Below are 16266 nucleotides of genomic sequence, written 5' to 3' on the forward strand. Positions count from 1 at the left end.
AAAAAGAGCTGCATTGTGAATTCATGGCGGCCTAAGGATTGCTCCCATTCAAACAAATCGAGCTAAGCGAGGGCATTGTCAGCCCGCTTGAAAACACTGTATAAATAACCAGACCTAACACCTGGGAGCGGCCTCTATGCTGGTGCACCTGTCTGTACACAACTACGCCATCGTTGAACATCTCGATCTTGAACTTGATCGCGGGATGAGCGTGATCACAGGGGAAACCGGCGCCGGCAAGTCGATCATGCTCGACGCGCTGGGCTTGACCCTCGGTGATCGTGCCGACAGTGGCGTAGTCCGCCCCGGAGCAGACAAGGCCGATATCCTGGCGACCTTTGACCTGGTCGACATTCCAGAAGCAAGCGCCTGGCTCGCTGAGCGCGACCTCGACAGTGACGGTCCGTGCATCCTGCGCCGGGTGATCACAGCCGAAGGACGCTCGCGCGGTTACATCAATGGCACTCCGTGCCCGCTTGGCGACCTCAAGTCCCTGGGCGAGCTGTTGATCGATATTCATAGCCAGCACGAACACCAGTCTCTACTGAAGACCGATACACACCGCCGCCTGCTTGACGAGTACGCGGGCGCTACCGATCTTGCCCGCCACGTTCAACTGGCCGCCCAGCGATGGCGCCAGACACGACAGGAGCTGGAACGCCTTTCCAACTCCGGTGACGAACAGCGCGCCCGCCACCAATTGCTCAGCTACCAACTCGAAGAGCTTGAAAATCTGGGCCTCGGCGAGAACGAGCTGGAGCAATTGGAGCACGAGCACAAGAACCTCACCAACGCCGAAACCTTGCTGGGCATCTGTCGGCAAGTGGTCGAACAGTGCAGCGAGAGTGACTCCGGCAATGTCCTGAACGCCCTTACCGCCAGCCTTAATCGATTGTCCAGCGTGAACAATTCGATCGGCGCGCTCGGCGAGGCCAGCAGCTTATTGACCAGTGCGCAGATTCAGGTTGAAGAAGCCGTGGGCGAACTGAACCGCTTCCTCGATAACTTTGATGCCGACCCGGCGCGCCTTCAGTACCTGGAAGAGCGCCTTGATGCGATCTACACCATGGCACGCAAACATCGCATCCAGCCGACCGAAGTGGCCGAGATGCAGCAGCGCCTGCTGGATGAAATTGAAACATTGAATGCCAACGATGAATCCATCGAGCGACTGAGCGACGAACTCGCTTCCTACGCCCGTCACTACCAGGAAAAAGCCCGGGAGCTCAGCGACCTTCGCCATCAAGCTTCTAGCAGTCTCGCTGCTGCCGTGGAGCAGGAGATCCAGCGACTGGGCATGCCCGGCGGCCGCTTCACCATTGAACTGCGCCCCAACACCAGCGATGAATTGCTGCCCAATGGACTTGAACAGGTTGAACTGCTGGTCAGCGCCAACCCCGGGCAGCCGCTTAAAGCGCTGGCGAAAGTAGCATCTGGCGGCGAGTTGTCACGAATCAGCCTGGCCATTCAGGTCATCACTGCCCAGACCTCACGCGTGCCTACGCTGGTGTTCGACGAAGTGGACGTGGGAATCGGTGGACCAACAGCCGAGATTGTCGGCCAGTTGCTGCGACGCCTCGGAGAACGTGGCCAGGTACTGACCGTGACTCACTTGCCGCAAGTCGCAGCCCAAGGACACCAGCATCTATTCGTGCATAAGGTGCGTGGCGAAGATGCAACCCGTACAGCCGTCTCCAAGCTAAGCAAAAATGACCGTGTCGAAGAGGTGGCGAGGATGCTGGGTGGCATCGACCTGACCAAGGAATCCCTGGCACACGCTAAGAAGATGGTAGTTACCGCGAAAATTTAAAGAAGGCAGACAGCACGAAGGCGACCCTGGGGTCGCCTTCGCTCGTTTCGCGAACCTTAAGTTCGCGCGACATGCTTACTTTTTCTTGCGTACGTACAGCACAAGATTGTGATCAACCATCTCAAAGCCATACTTATCGACAATGGCTTTCTGCAGACGCTCGATTTCTTCGTCGAAGAATTCGATCACTTCGCTGGTTTCGACGTTGACCATATGGTCGTGATGCTTGCCGTCGTCCAGCTCGAAGACCGCATGGCCTCCGTCGAAGTTGTGCCGCACCACAAGGCCAGCTGCCTCGAACTGAGTCAGTACACGGTAAACCGTGGCCAGACCGACGTCCTCACCAGCCTCCATCAGCGCCTTGTAAACATCCTCGGCACTCATGTGGCGTTGCTCGGCGGAATCGAGCATTTGCAGAATTTTGACCCGTGGAAGGGTCACTTTGAGGCCGGCTTTGCGTAGTTCGCTATTTTCAACCATGGTCAGCTTTCTCGCGATGCTGCTTCGCAGCTTCTCTTAATGCGGGTATGATCGGCGTTTACGTTGTCCCAGCCAAGATAGTGGAAGTCGCCCACCGATGCAAAACACCAAGCTCTTGCTAACCAGTTTCACCTTTGTGGGACTGCTCGCACTCGCCGGTTGTTCATTCCCCGGGGTTTACAAAATCGACATCCAGCAGGGCAATGTCGTCACGCAGGACATGATAGACCAGTTACGCCCGGGAATGACCCGTCGGCAAGTACGGTTTATCATGGGTAACCCTCTGCTGACCGACACGTTCCATGCCGATCGCTGGGATTATCTGTACAGCCTGCAACCGGGTGGCGGTGAACGCCAACAGGAACGCATTAGCGTTATCTTCAACCCAAATGATCAACTTGTCAGCCTCTCCGGCGATTTCATGCCGGGCGTGAGCCGTGACGAAGCCATTCTCGGTAAGGATAGCGACACAAATGTGACCGCGCCTGCAGAAAACGTCGAGAAGCCGAAACCGGAAAAACCGGTCAAACCAGGTTCGTTGCTGGATCAGATCCAGAAGGACGTGGACGGCGTAGAAACCGTACCAGTCCCGACTCCAGAACCACTGGACACCACGCCGCAATAATTTGCGACGCATTAAAAAACCCGGCTTGTCCGGGTTTTTTATTGTCTGGTGTTTAGCAGATCACTGGTTTCGAGCCTTGGCCTCGGCGGCCTTGGCTGCACGTAACCGGCGAACTTCTTTCGGATCGGCGAGCAATGGTCGGTAAATTTCAATCCGGTCACCCGCTTTCACCAAACGGCTGTCCGGATCGCTGATCACTTTGCCGAATATCCCGACAGGACAATCGGCGAGATTCAGCTCTGGAAATTCCTTTCCAACACCTGACTGCTGCAACGCCTCTCGCACTGTCGCCACCGCCGGCACCTTCACACTGAGAAGCACCTGACGATCAATGGCGGCGTAAACCACCTCGACCTCGATCATGTCCTCAACCATGCATTTGCTTGGCACGTTGACAGAACGCATCCACCAACGTGTTAGCCGCCTGATTGAACAACGGTCCCAAGGTCGCGCGGATAATCGGCCCGGCGTAGTCGAACGACAAGTCCAGGCTGATCTTGCAGGCTTTATCGCTCAAAGGCTTGAAGACCCAGACACCATGCAGCTGATTGAATGGCCCTTCCTCGAGATTCATCTCGATGGAATGACCGGGCACCAACGTATTGCGCGTTACGAAATGCTGGCTGAGGCCACCTTTGGCTACACCGACACTCGCGCGCATATGCTCGGGCGAGCTTTCCAGCACCTCCGCTGACGAGCACCACGGCAAGAACTCCGGGTAACGCGCCACGTCGTTTACCAGGTCGTACAGCGCTTGTGCCGGGTAAGGCAGCAGGGCCGAACGTTGAATATGTGTCGTCATGTCAGCGTCACTTCCACAGCTGGGCGGCAAACACTACAAGAATGCCGATGGGCGCCACATAGCGCATCAAAAACAAGGACAGGTTAAACAGTACCGGACTGCGGATCGACAACTCATCACGCACGGCCTCACGGCCCATCACCCAGCCTGCAAACACCACGAAACATAAACCACCGAGAGGCAGCATGATCCGCGAGGTGAAGAAATCGATCACGCCGAAGAAGTCCAGACCGCCTGCCGCACCCCATTGATAGAGGTGGAACATTCCGCCTTCGTTCACGAAAAACTTGGCTTCCTTCCAGATATTGAAAGAAAAAACCGTGCCCAACCCTACAAACCAGCAGGTGAACGCCAACCAGAAAGTCACCCAGGCGCGTCGGACTTTGGTTCGTTCAACCAGATAAGCCACCATCGGCTCCAGCAACGAAATCGCCGAACTCCAGGCTGCAACTGCGACCAGCACGAAGAACACGACGCCCATCAACTGACCGAAAGCCACGTTGCCAAAAGCAAAAGGAAGGCTGACAAACATCAGGCCCGGGCCTTCGCTTGGGTTCAAGCCCGCAGCGAACACAATTGGAAACAATGCCAGACCAGCGACAAGGGATACGAACGTATCCAGCAGCGCCACACCCACAACCGTACCGGAAATCGACGAATTCTTCGGCATGTAGGCGCCGTAGATCATGATCGAGCCAACGCCGACACTCAGGGAAAAGAAGGCGTGCCCCATCGCTGGCAGCAAGCCATCGAGTACTTTTTCAGGATGGAAGTCGAACATGAAATGTACGCCTTCCATGAAATGCCCGGTGGTCATGCTGTAACCCAACAGCACCAGGATCATCACAAAGAGCAACGGCATCATGATCCGCAAGCTGCGCTCAAGCCCGGCAACCACGCCTTTGGCGATCACAACGGCTGACAGGAGCATGAAAACCGTGTGCCAAAGTGTCAGGCGCCAAGGGTCGGCGATTACATTGCCAAAGTACGCGCCGACCTGGTCTGGCGTGACGCCCTGAAAGTCCCCACGCCCCATATCGATGATGTAATCGAGCGACCAGCCGCCCACCACACTATAGAAAGACAGGATCAGCAACGCCGTGATCATCCCGGCGAATGCCCCCCAGGACCACTTGCCCGAATGCCCCGCTTCTATTGCCAGCACCTTCAAGGCATTGGCCGGACTTTGCCGGGCGCGACGGCCGATCAGGGTTTCAGCCAGCATGACCGGCACACCGATCAGCGCGATACAGGCCAGGAACATCAGCACGAAGGCGCCGCCGCCATAGACGCCGACCATGTAAGGGAATTTCCAGATGCTACCCAGGCCCACGGCCGAACCGGTCGCGGCGAGTATGAAGACCCAGCGGCTAGCCCAACTGCCGTGGACAGAAACCTTGTCTGTCGACATCGTTATCACGCCCAAGCGTTCAAAAAAGAGGGCGCATTGTCCGGGATTCAATCAACCTGCTCAAGCACGTAGCGATACCGTAGCCGACTCGCGCGCAACTCCCTATAATGCCGCCCCTATGGCTAAACAGAAGAAACACCCCACAGGGACCATCGCGCAAAATAAAAAGGCGCGACACGATTACTTCATCGAACATCGGTTCGAGGCTGGTCTGGTCCTGGCCGGCTGGGAAGTAAAGAGTTTGCGGGCGAGCAAGCTGCAACTGGTTGACAGTTATGTACTGCTCAAGGATGGCGAAGCCTGGCTGCTCGGCAGTCATATCACGCCGCTGATGACCGCAAGCACCCACGTCATCGCCGATCCGACCCGCACCCGCAAATTGCTGCTTAACCGGCGCGAGCTGGAAAAGCTGGCCTCTGCCGTGCAGCAAAAGGGTTATGCCTGCGTATGCCTGTCCTGGTACTGGAGCAAGCACATGGTCAAGTGCGAGATCGCTCTGGGCAAGGGCAAGAAGGAATACGACAAGCGTGATACCGAGCGCGAACGCGATGCCGGCCGAGAGCTGCAGCGTGCAGTGCGGAACAAGGGCAAGGAAGATTAATCCTCCTTTTGCCTGAGGCCACCATCGCGAGTAGGCTCGCTCCCACAGTGGATTTGTGAACGACACAAACAAATGTGGGGGCGAGCCTGCTCGCGATGGCGATTGCAAACCCGACACAAACTCTGACTGACTACGTCCCCTTGCGCCGCTCCGCTCGAGCCATGCGCTGAACTTCCTGCCGCACCTCCTCCAGCACTTCCTGCACGTACAAAATGTGCCGACTGGACACTTCCCGCGCCTGCTCCGCCCGTCCCTCGACAATCGCCAGGTACAACTCACGGTGCTGAGTAATCAACATGTCGCGCGTTTCCGTTCGCTGCTTGTACATCCCGCCAATGTTTGTCACCACGTTGCGCTTGAGCAGATCGAACAGCCCACGAATCGTGTGCAGCAAAACCGCGTTATGACTGGCCTCGGCAATCGCGAGGTGGAATTTCGCATCAGCGGCCCCCTCCTCCGCCCGGCTGACTTCGTCGTGACGGGTATAGCAATCCTGCAGTTCATTGAACGCAGCAGTCAGCCGCTCACGATCCACATCAGTGGCGCGCAACGCTGCGTAATAGGCGCAGGACGCTTCCAGCGTGTGGCGAAATTCAAGCAGATCGCGCTGGGCTTCGGGATTGCTCTCCAGCAGGTGCAACAGCGGATCGCTGAATGTCGACCCCAGCGACTCCACCACATAGTTGCCACCGCCTTGGCGACTGACCAGCAAGCCCTTGGCCGCCAGTTTTTGAATCGCCTCACGCAACGAAGGACGTGACACCCCGAACTGTTCGGCGAGTGCACGTTCGGCAGGCAAACGCTCGCCGGACTTCAGCGTCCCCTCAAGAATCATCTCCTCGAGTTGCTCGACAATATCGTCAGACAAACGGCGCTGACGAATCTGATCAAACCCCATAACTCAATTCTCCACGATCCCGGCAGCTCGCCGGGGTCTCTATTCTGGCCTATCCGCGCTGCAGCAGCACCTACCAGACGACGCTCGACAGCGTAAACAAATCAGCCTCTGCACCCTGCCTGCGACAAAAGTTTTAGGGCGACAAATTGACACACCGCCTACAAGGCTTTTACCCTAGCCAACAGCGATTGTAAATTGGTATTACCAATTAACCAAGAACGCTCATCAGTGCCTGACCAACAACAATTAGGGGCCACCCCATATGCAAACCTGGCAACAGCTCTACAGTCCGCTCGGCAGCCTCGGCCTGTCCGCACTCGCCGCCGTCATTCCCATCGTGTTTTTCTTCCTCGCTTTGGCAGTGTTTCGCCTCAAAGGCCATGTGGCAGGCAGCATTACGCTGGCCCTGTCGATTGCAGTAGCGATCTTTGCCTTCCAGATGCCGGTCGACATGGCGTTCGCCGCAGCCGGGTATGGCTTCGCCTACGGCCTTTGGCCCATCGCGTGGATCATCGTGGCAGCGGTGTTCCTCTACAAATTGACGGTCAAAAGCGGCCAGTTCGAAGTGATCCGCAGCTCCGTGCTGTCGATCACTGACGATCAGCGGCTGCAGGTGCTGTTGATCGGCTTCTGCTTCGGTGCCTTCCTGGAAGGCGCAGCCGGTTTCGGCGCACCTGTGGCGATTACCGCCGCGCTGTTGGTAGGACTGGGGTTCAACCCGCTGTACGCTGCCGGGTTATGCCTGATTGCGAACACGGCGCCAGTGGCCTTCGGCGCCTTGGGCATTCCGATTATTGTCGCCGGGCAAGTTACCGGCATCGACGCCTTCAAGATCGGCGCAATGACCGGTCGCCAACTGCCGCTGCTGTCGCTATTCGTGCCGTTCTGGCTGGTGTTCATGATGGACGGCATGCGTGGCGTCCGCGAAACCTGGCCTGCGGCACTGGTGGCGGGCTTGAGCTTCGCTGTCACCCAATACTTCACGTCGAACTTCATCGGGCCTGAGCTGCCGGACATCACCTCGGCGCTCGCCAGCCTGATTTCCCTGACGCTGTTCCTGAAAGTCTGGCAGCCGAAACGCACCGCCGGCCAACACATCGCCGGTGCAGTCTCCGCGTCTGTCGTAACCGCCAGCGCCGGTGGTTTCGGCTTGCCGCGCAGCACCGTGGCCTCTCCCTACAGCCTGGGTGAGATTTTCAAAGCCTGGTCTCCCTTCCTGATCCTCACCGTGCTGGTGACTATCTGGACCCTGAAACCGTTCAAGGCGATGTTCGCGGCGGGCGGCTCGATGTACAGCTGGGTGTTCAACTTCGCCATTCCGCACCTGGACCAGATGGTGATCAAGGTCGCTCCGATCGTGACCGCTCCGACCGCTCTTCCCGCCGTGTTCAAGCTCGACCCGATTTCCGCCACCGGCACGGCGATATTCTTCTCCGCGCTGATCTCGATGCTGGTGCTGAAGATCAACTTCAAAACTGGTCTGACCACTTTGCGCGAGACCTTCTACGAGTTGCGCTGGCCGATTCTATCCATTGGCATGGTGCTGGCCTTCGCCTTTGTCACCAACTACTCAGGCATGTCTTCGACCATGGCACTGGTATTGGCCGGTACAGGCGCAGCGTTCCCGTTCTTCTCGCCGTTCCTCGGTTGGCTGGGCGTATTCCTGACCGGTTCCGATACGTCTTCCAACGCACTGTTCAGCTCGCTGCAAGCCACCACGGCACACCAAATCGGCGTGAGCGATGTGTTGCTGGTCGCCGCGAACACCAGCGGTGGCGTCACCGGCAAGATGATCTCGCCTCAGTCGATCGCCGTGGCCTGCGCCGCGACCGGCTTGGTGGGCAAGGAATCCGACCTGTTCCGGTTCACCCTCAAGCACAGCCTGTTCTTTGCAACGATTGTCGGCTTGATCACCCTGGCCCAGGCCTACTGGTTCACCGGCATGCTGGTGCACTAAGGACTACACGCTGCACGCATTAAACCGACGCCGTACCACGACTACGGCGTCAGCTATTCACAACCCGGTCTGTAAGGCTGCTGAAAGCTTCCCTCACTATATTCAGCAGCCTCAGCGGACGGATAACCGGGACAACCCGGAGACACGCCTGATGAGCGAGCTTTTTTACAACGCTGTGCCGAACGCGACCCGAGTCGCCCCGCCACTGCCCGAGCCACGGCAATACCCCAGCGAAAAACCGCAGCGGGTCTACCTGTTCGGGACGTGCGTGGTGGATTTGTTCTACCCCGAAGCCGGGATGGATGCGATCCACCTGCTGGAGCGCGAAGGCATTCGTGTCGAGTATCCGCAAGGGCAAAGCTGCTGCGGACAACCGGCCTACACCTCGGGTTACACCGAACAGGCCCGGACCGTAGCGCGCTCGCAGCTGGCGCTGTTCGCCGAAGACTACCCGGTGGTGGTGCCGTCAGGTTCTTGCGCGGGTATGTTGCGCGAGCACTACGCCGACTTATTCAAGGATGAGCCGCACACGTTGAAACAGGTCCAGGCCTTGGCGGCACGGACCTACGAGTTGGCCGAGTTTCTGCTGTTCGTTTGCAAGGTGCAGCTCAAGGACAGCGGTGCGCCGATCAAAGTGGCGCTGCACACCTCGTGTTCGGCGCGTCGTGAGATGAACACCCACCTGCACGGTCGCGAGCTGTTGTCGCAACTGAGCAACGTGGAGCGGGTCGAGCACGGTCACGAAAGCGAATGTTGTGGCTTCGGTGGGACGTTCAGCGTCCGTATGCCAGACATTTCCGGCGCGATGGTGGCTGACAAGACCCGGTCGTTGAAGGAATCCGGTGCGCACAAGGTACTCAGTGCCGACTGCGGTTGCCTGATGAACATCAACGGCTCGCTGGAAAAACAGCAGGAAGCGTTGCGCGGCCAACACCTGGCCAGCTTCCTCTGGCAACGAACCGGAGGTGTTCTATGAACGCTTCCGCGATTATTCCTACGGTTGCCGTAGAAGAAGATTTCCGCACTCGGGCTCACGAGGCTCTGGGTGACACGCAGTTGCGAAACAACTTTCGCTCGGCGATGGATTCACTGATGACAAAACGGGCAGCGTCTTTCAGCGATGCCCACGAAAGGGAACATTTGCGAGCGCTGGGCAACGCTGTCCGCGCTCGTGCGTTATCCAAGCTGCCCGACCTGCTCGAGCAGCTTGAACACAACCTGACCCGCAACGGTGTGACAGTGCATTGGGCGGAAACGGTGGACGAAGCCAATGGCATCGTCTTCTCGATCATCCGGGCTCACGAGGCGCGGCAAGTGATCAAGGGCAAATCGATGGTCAGCGAAGAAATGGAAATGAATCATTTCCTCGCTGATCGTGGCATTGAATGCCTGGAATCGGACATGGGCGAGTACATCGTCCAGCTCGACCACGAGAAGCCTTCACACATTATTATGCCGGCGATCCACAAGAATGCCGGTCAGGTCGCGTCCTTGTTCCACGACAAACTTGGCGTGGAATACACCAAGGACGTTGACCAACTCATTCAAATCGGTCGCAGAGTCCTGCGGCAGAAATTCTTCGAAGCGGACATCGGCGTCTCCGGCGTCAACTTCGCAGTGGCCGAAACCGGCACCTTGCTGCTGGTGGAAAATGAAGGCAACGGGCGCATGTCGACCACCGTGCCGCCGGTTCACATCGCGGTCACCGGCATAGAAAAAGTCGTCGAAAACCTGCGCGACGTTGTCCCGCTGTTGTCCCTGTTGACCCGCTCCGCCCTCGGCCAGCCGATCACCACCTACGTCAATATGATTTCCGGCCCACGCCAGGATCATGAACTCGACGGCCCGCAGGAAGTGCACCTGGTCTTGCTCGACAACGGTCGCAGCCAGGCCTTTGCCGACAGTGAGTTGCGCCAGACTTTGAACTGCATCCGCTGCGGCGCCTGCATGAATCATTGCCCGGTCTATACCCGAATCGGCGGTCATGCCTACGGCGAGGTCTACCCGGGTCCTATCGGAAAGATCATCACCCCTCACATGGTCGGGCTGGCAAAAGTTCCGGACCACCCCAGTGCCTCGTCACTGTGCGGCGCCTGCGGCGAAGTCTGCCCGGTAAAAATTCCTATCCCAGCCTTGCTTAGGCGCCTACGGGAAGAGAACGTGAAAGCCCCGGATACGCCCCATAAAGTGATGCGCGGCCAAGGCAGCAAATATTCACGCAAGGAACGGTTTATCTGGAATGCCTGGGCAAGGCTCAATAGCTCGCCGACGCTCTATCGGCTGTTCGGTTTCTTCGCCACACGCCTGCGCGCGCTGACGCCGAACAATGTCGGGCCCTGGACGCAAAACCACAGCGCACCCAAACCCGCCGCCCGCTCATTGCATGACATGGCCCGCGCGCACCTGGCCAAACAGGGAGACCGTTGATGAGCGCCAAGCACAACATCCTCGCCAAATTGCGCAACAGTCTGACCGGCACCACGCCGGTGGCTGACAACTTCGACGTCGAACTGGTGACAGCGCCTTACACCTACGCCCCCGAACAACGCATCGCGCAACTGCGCAAACAGATGGAAGCGGTGCACACGGAAATCCACCTGACTTCAGGTGCCGAGTGGCCAACACTGCTCGCGCAATTGCTGCAGGATCGTCAATTGCCGAGCCTGCTGATCGCACCCACGACGCCCCACGGCGAACGTGTCACTCAGCACTGGGCGAACAATCCCACGCTTCCAACGCTCAAAGCCTACGACCGCCCGGTCGAGGAATGGAAAGCCGAATTGTTCAACGACACTCCGGCCAGCCTGACCACTACACTCGGTGCAATCGCTGCCACGGGCAGCCTCATTATCTGGCCGACGCGAGAAGAACCGCGCTTGATGAGCCTGGTACCGCCGGTGCATTTCGCCCTGCTCAAGGCCAGCGAAATCCGCGACAACTTCTATCAGGTGCAGCAAGAGTTCGAATGGGCCAAGGGCATGCCGACCAACGCGCTGCTGGTGTCCGGCCCCTCGAAAACTGCCGATATCGAACAAGTGCTGGCGTACGGCGCGCACGGGCCGAAAGACCTTGTGGTGCTGATCCTGGAGGATCAATGAGTTTACCGACGGCTTTCCTGCGAGATACGCAGCAACTGATTCCCCAGGACCGGCGTTTCGATGATCCGCTGTCGACCCTGGCCTTCGGCACCGATGCCAGTTTCTACCGATTGATTCCGAAACTGGTGATCCGCGTCGAATCCGAAGATGAGGTAGTGGCGCTGCTTAAACTGGCGCAACGGGATCAGGTCCCGGTGACGTTTCGCGCCGCAGGCACCAGCCTCTCCGGCCAGGCCATCAGCGACTCGGTATTGATCGTCCTCGGGGATAACTGGAACGCGCGCGAGATCCGCGGCGAGGGTCTGCAGATCCGCCTGCAACCGGGCGTTATCGGCGCGCAGGCGAACGCCTGGCTGGCCCCCTTCGGACGCAAGATCGGGCCGGACCCGGCGTCGATCAACGCCTGCAAAATCGGCGGCATCGTTGCCAACAATGCCAGCGGCATGTGCTGCGGCACTGCGCAAAACACCTACCACACGCTGGCTGGCATTCGTTTGGTGCTGGCAGACGGAAGCCGTCTCGACACCGAGGATGCAACCAGCGTTGCAGCCTTTCGCACAAGCCATGGGCAATTGCTGGAACGTCTGGCAACCCTGGGCCGTGAGACACGCGCCAATACCGAACTCGCCGCACGAATTCGCCACAAATACCGTCTGAAAAATACCACGGGCCTGTCACTCAATGCCTTGGTCGATTTCGATGAGCCTGTGGATATCTTGAGCCATTTGCTGGTCGGCTCCGAAGGCACCCTTGGTTTCATCAGCGCTGTGACCTACGACACCGTCATCGACCACCCAAACAAGGCGTCGGCGCTGATCGTGTTCCCGGACGTGGAAACCTGTTGCAACGCTGTCACCGTGTTGAAAACCCAACCGGTGTCCGCCGTGGAACTGCTGGACCGTCGCAGCCTGCGCTCAGTGCAGGAAAAACCCGGCATGCCCGCTTTCGTACAACAACTGTCGAATAGTGCCTGCGCTCTGTTGATCGAATCCCGCGCCGCATCGTCCTCGCTGTTGCAGGAACAGCTCGGGCAAATCATGGCGTCGCTGGCCGGTTTTCCCGTAGAGAAGCAAGTCGATTTCACTGAAGATCCGGTCGAAAACGCGCGCCTCTGGGCGATCCGCAAAGACACCTTTCCCGCCGTTGGCGCCGTACGCCAAACCGGCACGACGGTGATCATCGAAGACGTGACGTTCCCGGTGGAACAACTCGCGATCGGCGTGAACCGCTTGATCGAGCTGTTCGACAAGCATCACTACGACGAAGCCATCCTTTTCGGACACGCACTGGAAGGTAATCTGCACTTCGTCTTCACCCAAGGCTTCAACAGCCCGGAAGAAGTCGCACGCTATCAGGCCTTCATGGACGACGTTGCACAGCTGGTTGCAGTGGAATTCGGCGGTTCTTTAAAAGCCGAGCACGGTACCGGGCGCAACATGGCCCCCTTCGTCGAACTGGAATGGGGCAGCGACGCCTACCAGTTGATGTGGCAACTCAAACGTCTGCTCGATCCCCATGGGATTCTCAACCCCGACGTTGTGCTCAGCAACGATCCGCAAATTCATCTCAAGCACTTGAAGCCGCTGCCGGCCGCCGATGAGATTGTGGATAAGTGCATCGAGTGCGGCTTCTGCGAACCCGTCTGCCCGTCGAAGGGCCTGACTTTGAGCCCGCGCCAGCGCATCGTGATATGGCGCGATATTCAGGCGAAGAAGCGTGCCGGCGTGGACACTACCGAGTTGGAAGCGGCCTACGAATACCAAGGCATCGAAACGTGTGCCGCCACCGGGCTGTGTGCGCAGCGTTGTCCTGTAGGAATCAATACCGGCGAGCTGGTGAAAAAGCTCCGCAGCCGTAAGGCGACGCATACGAAAACTGCCAACTGGCTTGAAGGTAATTTCGCCACGGCACTGCAAGGGGCGCGTTTTACCCTGCACGTCGCCAATGGTGCACGAATGATGCTGGGGGCGCCGCGCCTGGCAAAGCTGTCGGCGACGCTGAACCGATTATCCAAAGGCCAGGTCCCGCAATGGACCAGCGCCATGCCGCAACCGGAAAAAGCCATTCGCTTCAGTCCGACCGTCTCGGACGAGCGCCCTCGGGTGGTTTATCTGGCGGCATGTGTTTCGCGAGTCATGGGACCGGCAGCTGGCGATAGCGAACAAATGTCGCTGTACGACAAAACCCGTGGGCTGCTGGAAAAAGCCGGTTACCAGGTTGTCTTTCCGGACAATCAGGACAACCTCTGCTGTGGCCAGCCCTTCGCATCCAAAGGCTACGCAGAGCAGGCCGAGCACAAACGCCAGGAACTGATCGGCGCGCTGCTGCACGCCAGTCGAGGTGGGCTCGATCCCATCTACTGCGACACCAGCCCCTGCACCTTGCGCCTGGTCCAGGATGTGGGCGATGTGCGCCTGGACCTATACGACCCGGTACGTTTTATCCGCACCCACCTGATGGATCGCCTCGACTTCACCCCACAGGAAGCGCCGATCGCCGTTCACGTCACGTGCAGCACCCAGCACCTGGGCGAGAGCCAGGCGCTGATCGATCTGGCGCGCAAGTGCAGCAAAAACGTGGTCATTCCCGAAGGCATTCACTGCTGTGGGTTCGCCGGCGACAAAGGCTTTACCACCCCGGAGCTGAACGCTCATTCACTGCGAACGCTCAAGGATGCGGTGCAACAATGCAGCGAAGGGATTTCCACGAGCCGCACCTGTGAGATTGGTCTGACACAACACGGTGGAATTGACTACCACAGCCTTGTCTATCTGGTGGACCGGGTGACACGGTCGAGGTCACCTGAAGAAAAAATAGAACCCTGACGCGCCGCTGTAGTCCACAGATTAAGCCCGGACATCGCCGGGCTTCCCCCAATCGGCAGCCCGTCCTGATGGCCAGCAAATGCCTGGACCCTCAGCTCAAGGAGATACACATGAAACGTTCTGTACTGTTAGGTCTGTTCGTTACTGCTTCCATGATGGCGTCCACTTCGTTCGCAGCCGAAGACCTCTGTGCGGTCAATTTGAAAACTATCGAAAATGCCAAGTCGCAAATCTCTCCGGAGATGACTGAACAGGTGCAGGCGTCCGTCGAAAAAGCCAAAGCTGATCACGCGACGGGTACCAAAAAAGGCACGGAAGATTGCATCGCCGAAACGACCCAAACGATTCAGGATATTCAGAAGTCCAGTGATGGCGGCAAGCAGTAGTCCCGACAAGGCCAACCTTTGGGATGGCCTGCTTCGCCGACGCTGATGTAAATCACACAGGCTTGTTGCCCATCTCGATTGACAGAGCAACAGGCCTGTCGTCGTTCACGATTCTCTAAAACCGAATTACTTTGCAGTGGCGTGGTCTTTTGAGTAGGCCTCAAGCATCGCGGCCGGTCGATCGACCTCGGCCGAGCCCGCTCATGCGATAGCAACGAGACCATCATTCTTAGGAGATATCCATGAAACGTACCGCACTGGCTGGTCTGTTCATGTCCGCTGCAATGTTGACCTCTCCTGTATTTGCTGCGGATAACAACCTGTGTACGAGCAAGCTGCAGGAACTCGAAGCCAAAGTGAATTCGCTGCCAGCGACCTCCGCCAACGCACCGGAGATCAGGAGGTTGCTGGCCAGCGCCAAAGCTTCACAGGCTGCCAATGATGAAAAAAAATGCGCCACTGAGGCCACCCAGGCATTGTCGATGGCAAACTGAGCAGCGAGCACATAATCACTCGCGGCCAACCTTCGGGTTGGCCTTCTGAGTCGCGTTGGCGTACACTGCGCAGGTCTGTTGCTCACTTGATACACCGAGCAACAGACTCGGGGCCGTTTAGGATTCGACGCCGGTTGCGAAACTTTAGGTGCATGCCGAGTTGGTAACAGAACTCGTAAATCCACTGTTGCAACTACTTATAGTTGCCAATGACGAAAACTACGGCCAGGAATTCGCTCTCGCTGCGTAAGCAGCCTTAGCCCTGAGCTTCTGGTACCTTCGGGTCCAGCAATCACTAGGGGATGTCTGTAAACCCGAAGTGATTGTCATATAGAACAGAATCGCCGTGCAGTACGTTGTGGACGAAGCGGCTAAAACTTACACAACTCGCCCAAAGCACCCTGCTCTTCGGGTCGCTGAGGGTTAACTTAATAGAAACGGCTACGCATGTAGTACCGACAGCGGAGTACTGGCGGACGGGGGTTCAAATCCCCCCGGCTCCACCAAATACGAAGCACCAACAAAGCCCGCCCAGTGCGGGCTTTGTTGCATCTGGAGGTTTGTAATCCCGGGGCGTCCCTACCTTTCGAAGAGTCCCTGGACGGCCCGACACATCAGGACCTATGCTTCAGATCCACCTGCAAGGATGCTGTCATGCCCCTAAAAACCCTGATCGTCGCGCTGTTATTTTCGATGGCCTCCGGCTGCGCGCACTACAACGACCGCACGGCCGACACCAGCAAGGGTGGTCGTATCGCTTGTGATGCTACCCCCGCCAATCAGCCCGGATGCTATGTGAAGCAATCGAAGGAGTGGAATTGGGGCGGGCTGAAATTCGGGCTCGGTGCATCCAAGTAACCAGGTGAGCCGTCCTTTAAA

At 58.0% G+C, this 16266-nt stretch carries 16 protein-coding genes and 1 other RNA gene; 12 read left to right on the forward strand and 5 right to left on the reverse strand.

Going from position 1 to position 16266, the window contains the following annotated elements; genetic code table 11:
* Positions 1-136: 136 nt before the first annotated feature.
* On the forward strand, positions 137-1810 hold the full coding sequence (recN, locus tag AC3ZVB_RS12050; RefSeq protein ID WP_194691439.1) for a DNA repair protein RecN: 1674 nt from the start codon (positions 137-139) through the stop codon (positions 1808-1810).
* 75 nt (positions 1811-1885) lie between these two features.
* Here recN and fur read toward each other — a convergent pair whose 3' ends face one another.
* Positions 1886-2290, reverse strand: a complete 405-nt coding sequence (fur, locus tag AC3ZVB_RS12055; protein WP_003197684.1) for a ferric iron uptake transcriptional regulator — start codon at positions 2288-2290, stop codon at positions 1886-1888.
* Positions 2291-2387: 97 nt separating this feature from the next.
* On the opposite strand from fur, the gene AC3ZVB_RS12060 reads away from it, so the two are divergent.
* Positions 2388-2915 carry an outer membrane protein assembly factor BamE gene (locus AC3ZVB_RS12060; protein WP_162437893.1) on the forward strand — a complete coding sequence of 176 codons (528 nt, stop codon included), beginning with the start codon at positions 2388-2390 and terminating at the stop codon, positions 2913-2915.
* Positions 2916-2975: 60 nt separating this feature from the next.
* Here the strand turns inward: AC3ZVB_RS12060 and AC3ZVB_RS12065 are convergent, their stop codons facing one another.
* Genes AC3ZVB_RS12065 through AC3ZVB_RS12075 form a run of 3 tightly spaced genes read right to left on the reverse strand, consistent with a single transcriptional unit; the run spans position 2976 to position 5128 of the window.
* Complete coding sequence (locus tag AC3ZVB_RS12065) at positions 2976-3290, reverse strand: RnfH family protein (protein ID WP_490146619.1); 315 nt, start codon at positions 3288-3290, stop codon at positions 2976-2978.
* Complete coding sequence (locus AC3ZVB_RS12070; protein WP_162437891.1) at positions 3283-3717, reverse strand: type II toxin-antitoxin system RatA family toxin; 435 nt, start codon at positions 3715-3717, stop codon at positions 3283-3285. Before AC3ZVB_RS12070 ends, AC3ZVB_RS12065 begins: the two co-directional genes overlap by 8 nt.
* Positions 3718-3724: 7 nt before the next feature.
* Positions 3725-5128 (reverse strand): sodium-dependent transporter, encoded by a 1404-nt coding sequence (locus AC3ZVB_RS12075; protein WP_162437890.1) that lies wholly within the window; start codon positions 5126-5128, stop codon positions 3725-3727.
* Between the two features lie 118 nt (positions 5129-5246).
* Between AC3ZVB_RS12075 and smpB the strand changes: the two genes are divergently transcribed.
* Positions 5247-5729 carry an SsrA-binding protein SmpB gene (gene smpB, locus AC3ZVB_RS12080; protein WP_150580576.1) on the forward strand — a complete coding sequence of 161 codons (483 nt, stop codon included), beginning with the start codon at positions 5247-5249 and terminating at the stop codon, positions 5727-5729.
* Positions 5730-5859: 130 nt separating this feature from the next.
* Here the strand turns inward: smpB and AC3ZVB_RS12085 are convergent, their stop codons facing one another.
* Positions 5860-6627 carry a GntR family transcriptional regulator gene (locus AC3ZVB_RS12085; RefSeq protein WP_162437889.1) on the reverse strand — a complete coding sequence of 256 codons (768 nt, stop codon included), beginning with the start codon at positions 6625-6627 and terminating at the stop codon, positions 5860-5862.
* A 262-nt stretch (positions 6628-6889) separates the two neighbouring features.
* On the opposite strand from AC3ZVB_RS12085, the gene AC3ZVB_RS12090 reads away from it, so the two are divergent.
* The 9 genes from AC3ZVB_RS12090 to AC3ZVB_RS12130 all read left to right on the forward strand — a co-directional run bounded on the left by AC3ZVB_RS12090 (position 6890) and on the right by AC3ZVB_RS12130 (position 16245).
* Positions 6890-8584, forward strand: coding sequence for a lactate permease LctP family transporter (locus AC3ZVB_RS12090; RefSeq protein WP_162437888.1), 1695 nt, complete (start codon positions 6890-6892; stop codon positions 8582-8584).
* Between the two features lie 151 nt (positions 8585-8735).
* Positions 8736-9560 (forward strand): (Fe-S)-binding protein, encoded by an 825-nt coding sequence (locus tag AC3ZVB_RS12095; RefSeq protein WP_194691442.1) that lies wholly within the window; start codon positions 8736-8738, stop codon positions 9558-9560.
* Positions 9557-11011: a LutB/LldF family L-lactate oxidation iron-sulfur protein gene (locus AC3ZVB_RS12100; protein WP_490146620.1), complete on the forward strand. Its 1455-nt coding sequence runs from the start codon at positions 9557-9559 to the stop codon at positions 11009-11011. Before AC3ZVB_RS12095 ends, AC3ZVB_RS12100 begins: the two co-directional genes overlap by 4 nt.
* Positions 11011-11682 carry a LutC/YkgG family protein gene (locus AC3ZVB_RS12105; protein WP_490146621.1) on the forward strand — a complete coding sequence of 224 codons (672 nt, stop codon included), beginning with the start codon at positions 11011-11013 and terminating at the stop codon, positions 11680-11682. Before AC3ZVB_RS12100 ends, AC3ZVB_RS12105 begins: the two co-directional genes overlap by 1 nt.
* Positions 11679-14507, forward strand: coding sequence for an FAD-binding and (Fe-S)-binding domain-containing protein (locus tag AC3ZVB_RS12110; protein ID WP_490146622.1), 2829 nt, complete (start codon positions 11679-11681; stop codon positions 14505-14507). Before AC3ZVB_RS12105 ends, AC3ZVB_RS12110 begins: the two co-directional genes overlap by 4 nt.
* Before the next feature lie 110 nt (positions 14508-14617).
* The gene (locus tag AC3ZVB_RS12115) at positions 14618-14893 is read left to right on the forward strand and encodes a PA2433 domain-containing protein (protein WP_162437883.1); all 276 of its coding nucleotides are present in this window, start codon (positions 14618-14620) and stop codon (positions 14891-14893) included.
* 242 nt (positions 14894-15135) lie between these two features.
* Positions 15136-15387: a PA2433 domain-containing protein gene (locus AC3ZVB_RS12120; RefSeq protein WP_162437882.1), complete on the forward strand. Its 252-nt coding sequence runs from the start codon at positions 15136-15138 to the stop codon at positions 15385-15387.
* 109 nt (positions 15388-15496) lie between these two features.
* Positions 15497-15893: a transfer-messenger RNA gene (gene ssrA, locus AC3ZVB_RS12125) on the forward strand.
* A gap of 148 nt (positions 15894-16041) precedes the next feature.
* Positions 16042-16245 (forward strand): hypothetical protein, encoded by a 204-nt coding sequence (locus tag AC3ZVB_RS12130; protein ID WP_490146623.1) that lies wholly within the window; start codon positions 16042-16044, stop codon positions 16243-16245.
* Positions 16246-16266: the final 21 nt, after the last annotated feature.

The sequence above is a fragment of the Pseudomonas sp. MDV22-iso1 genome (assembly GCF_058145095.1).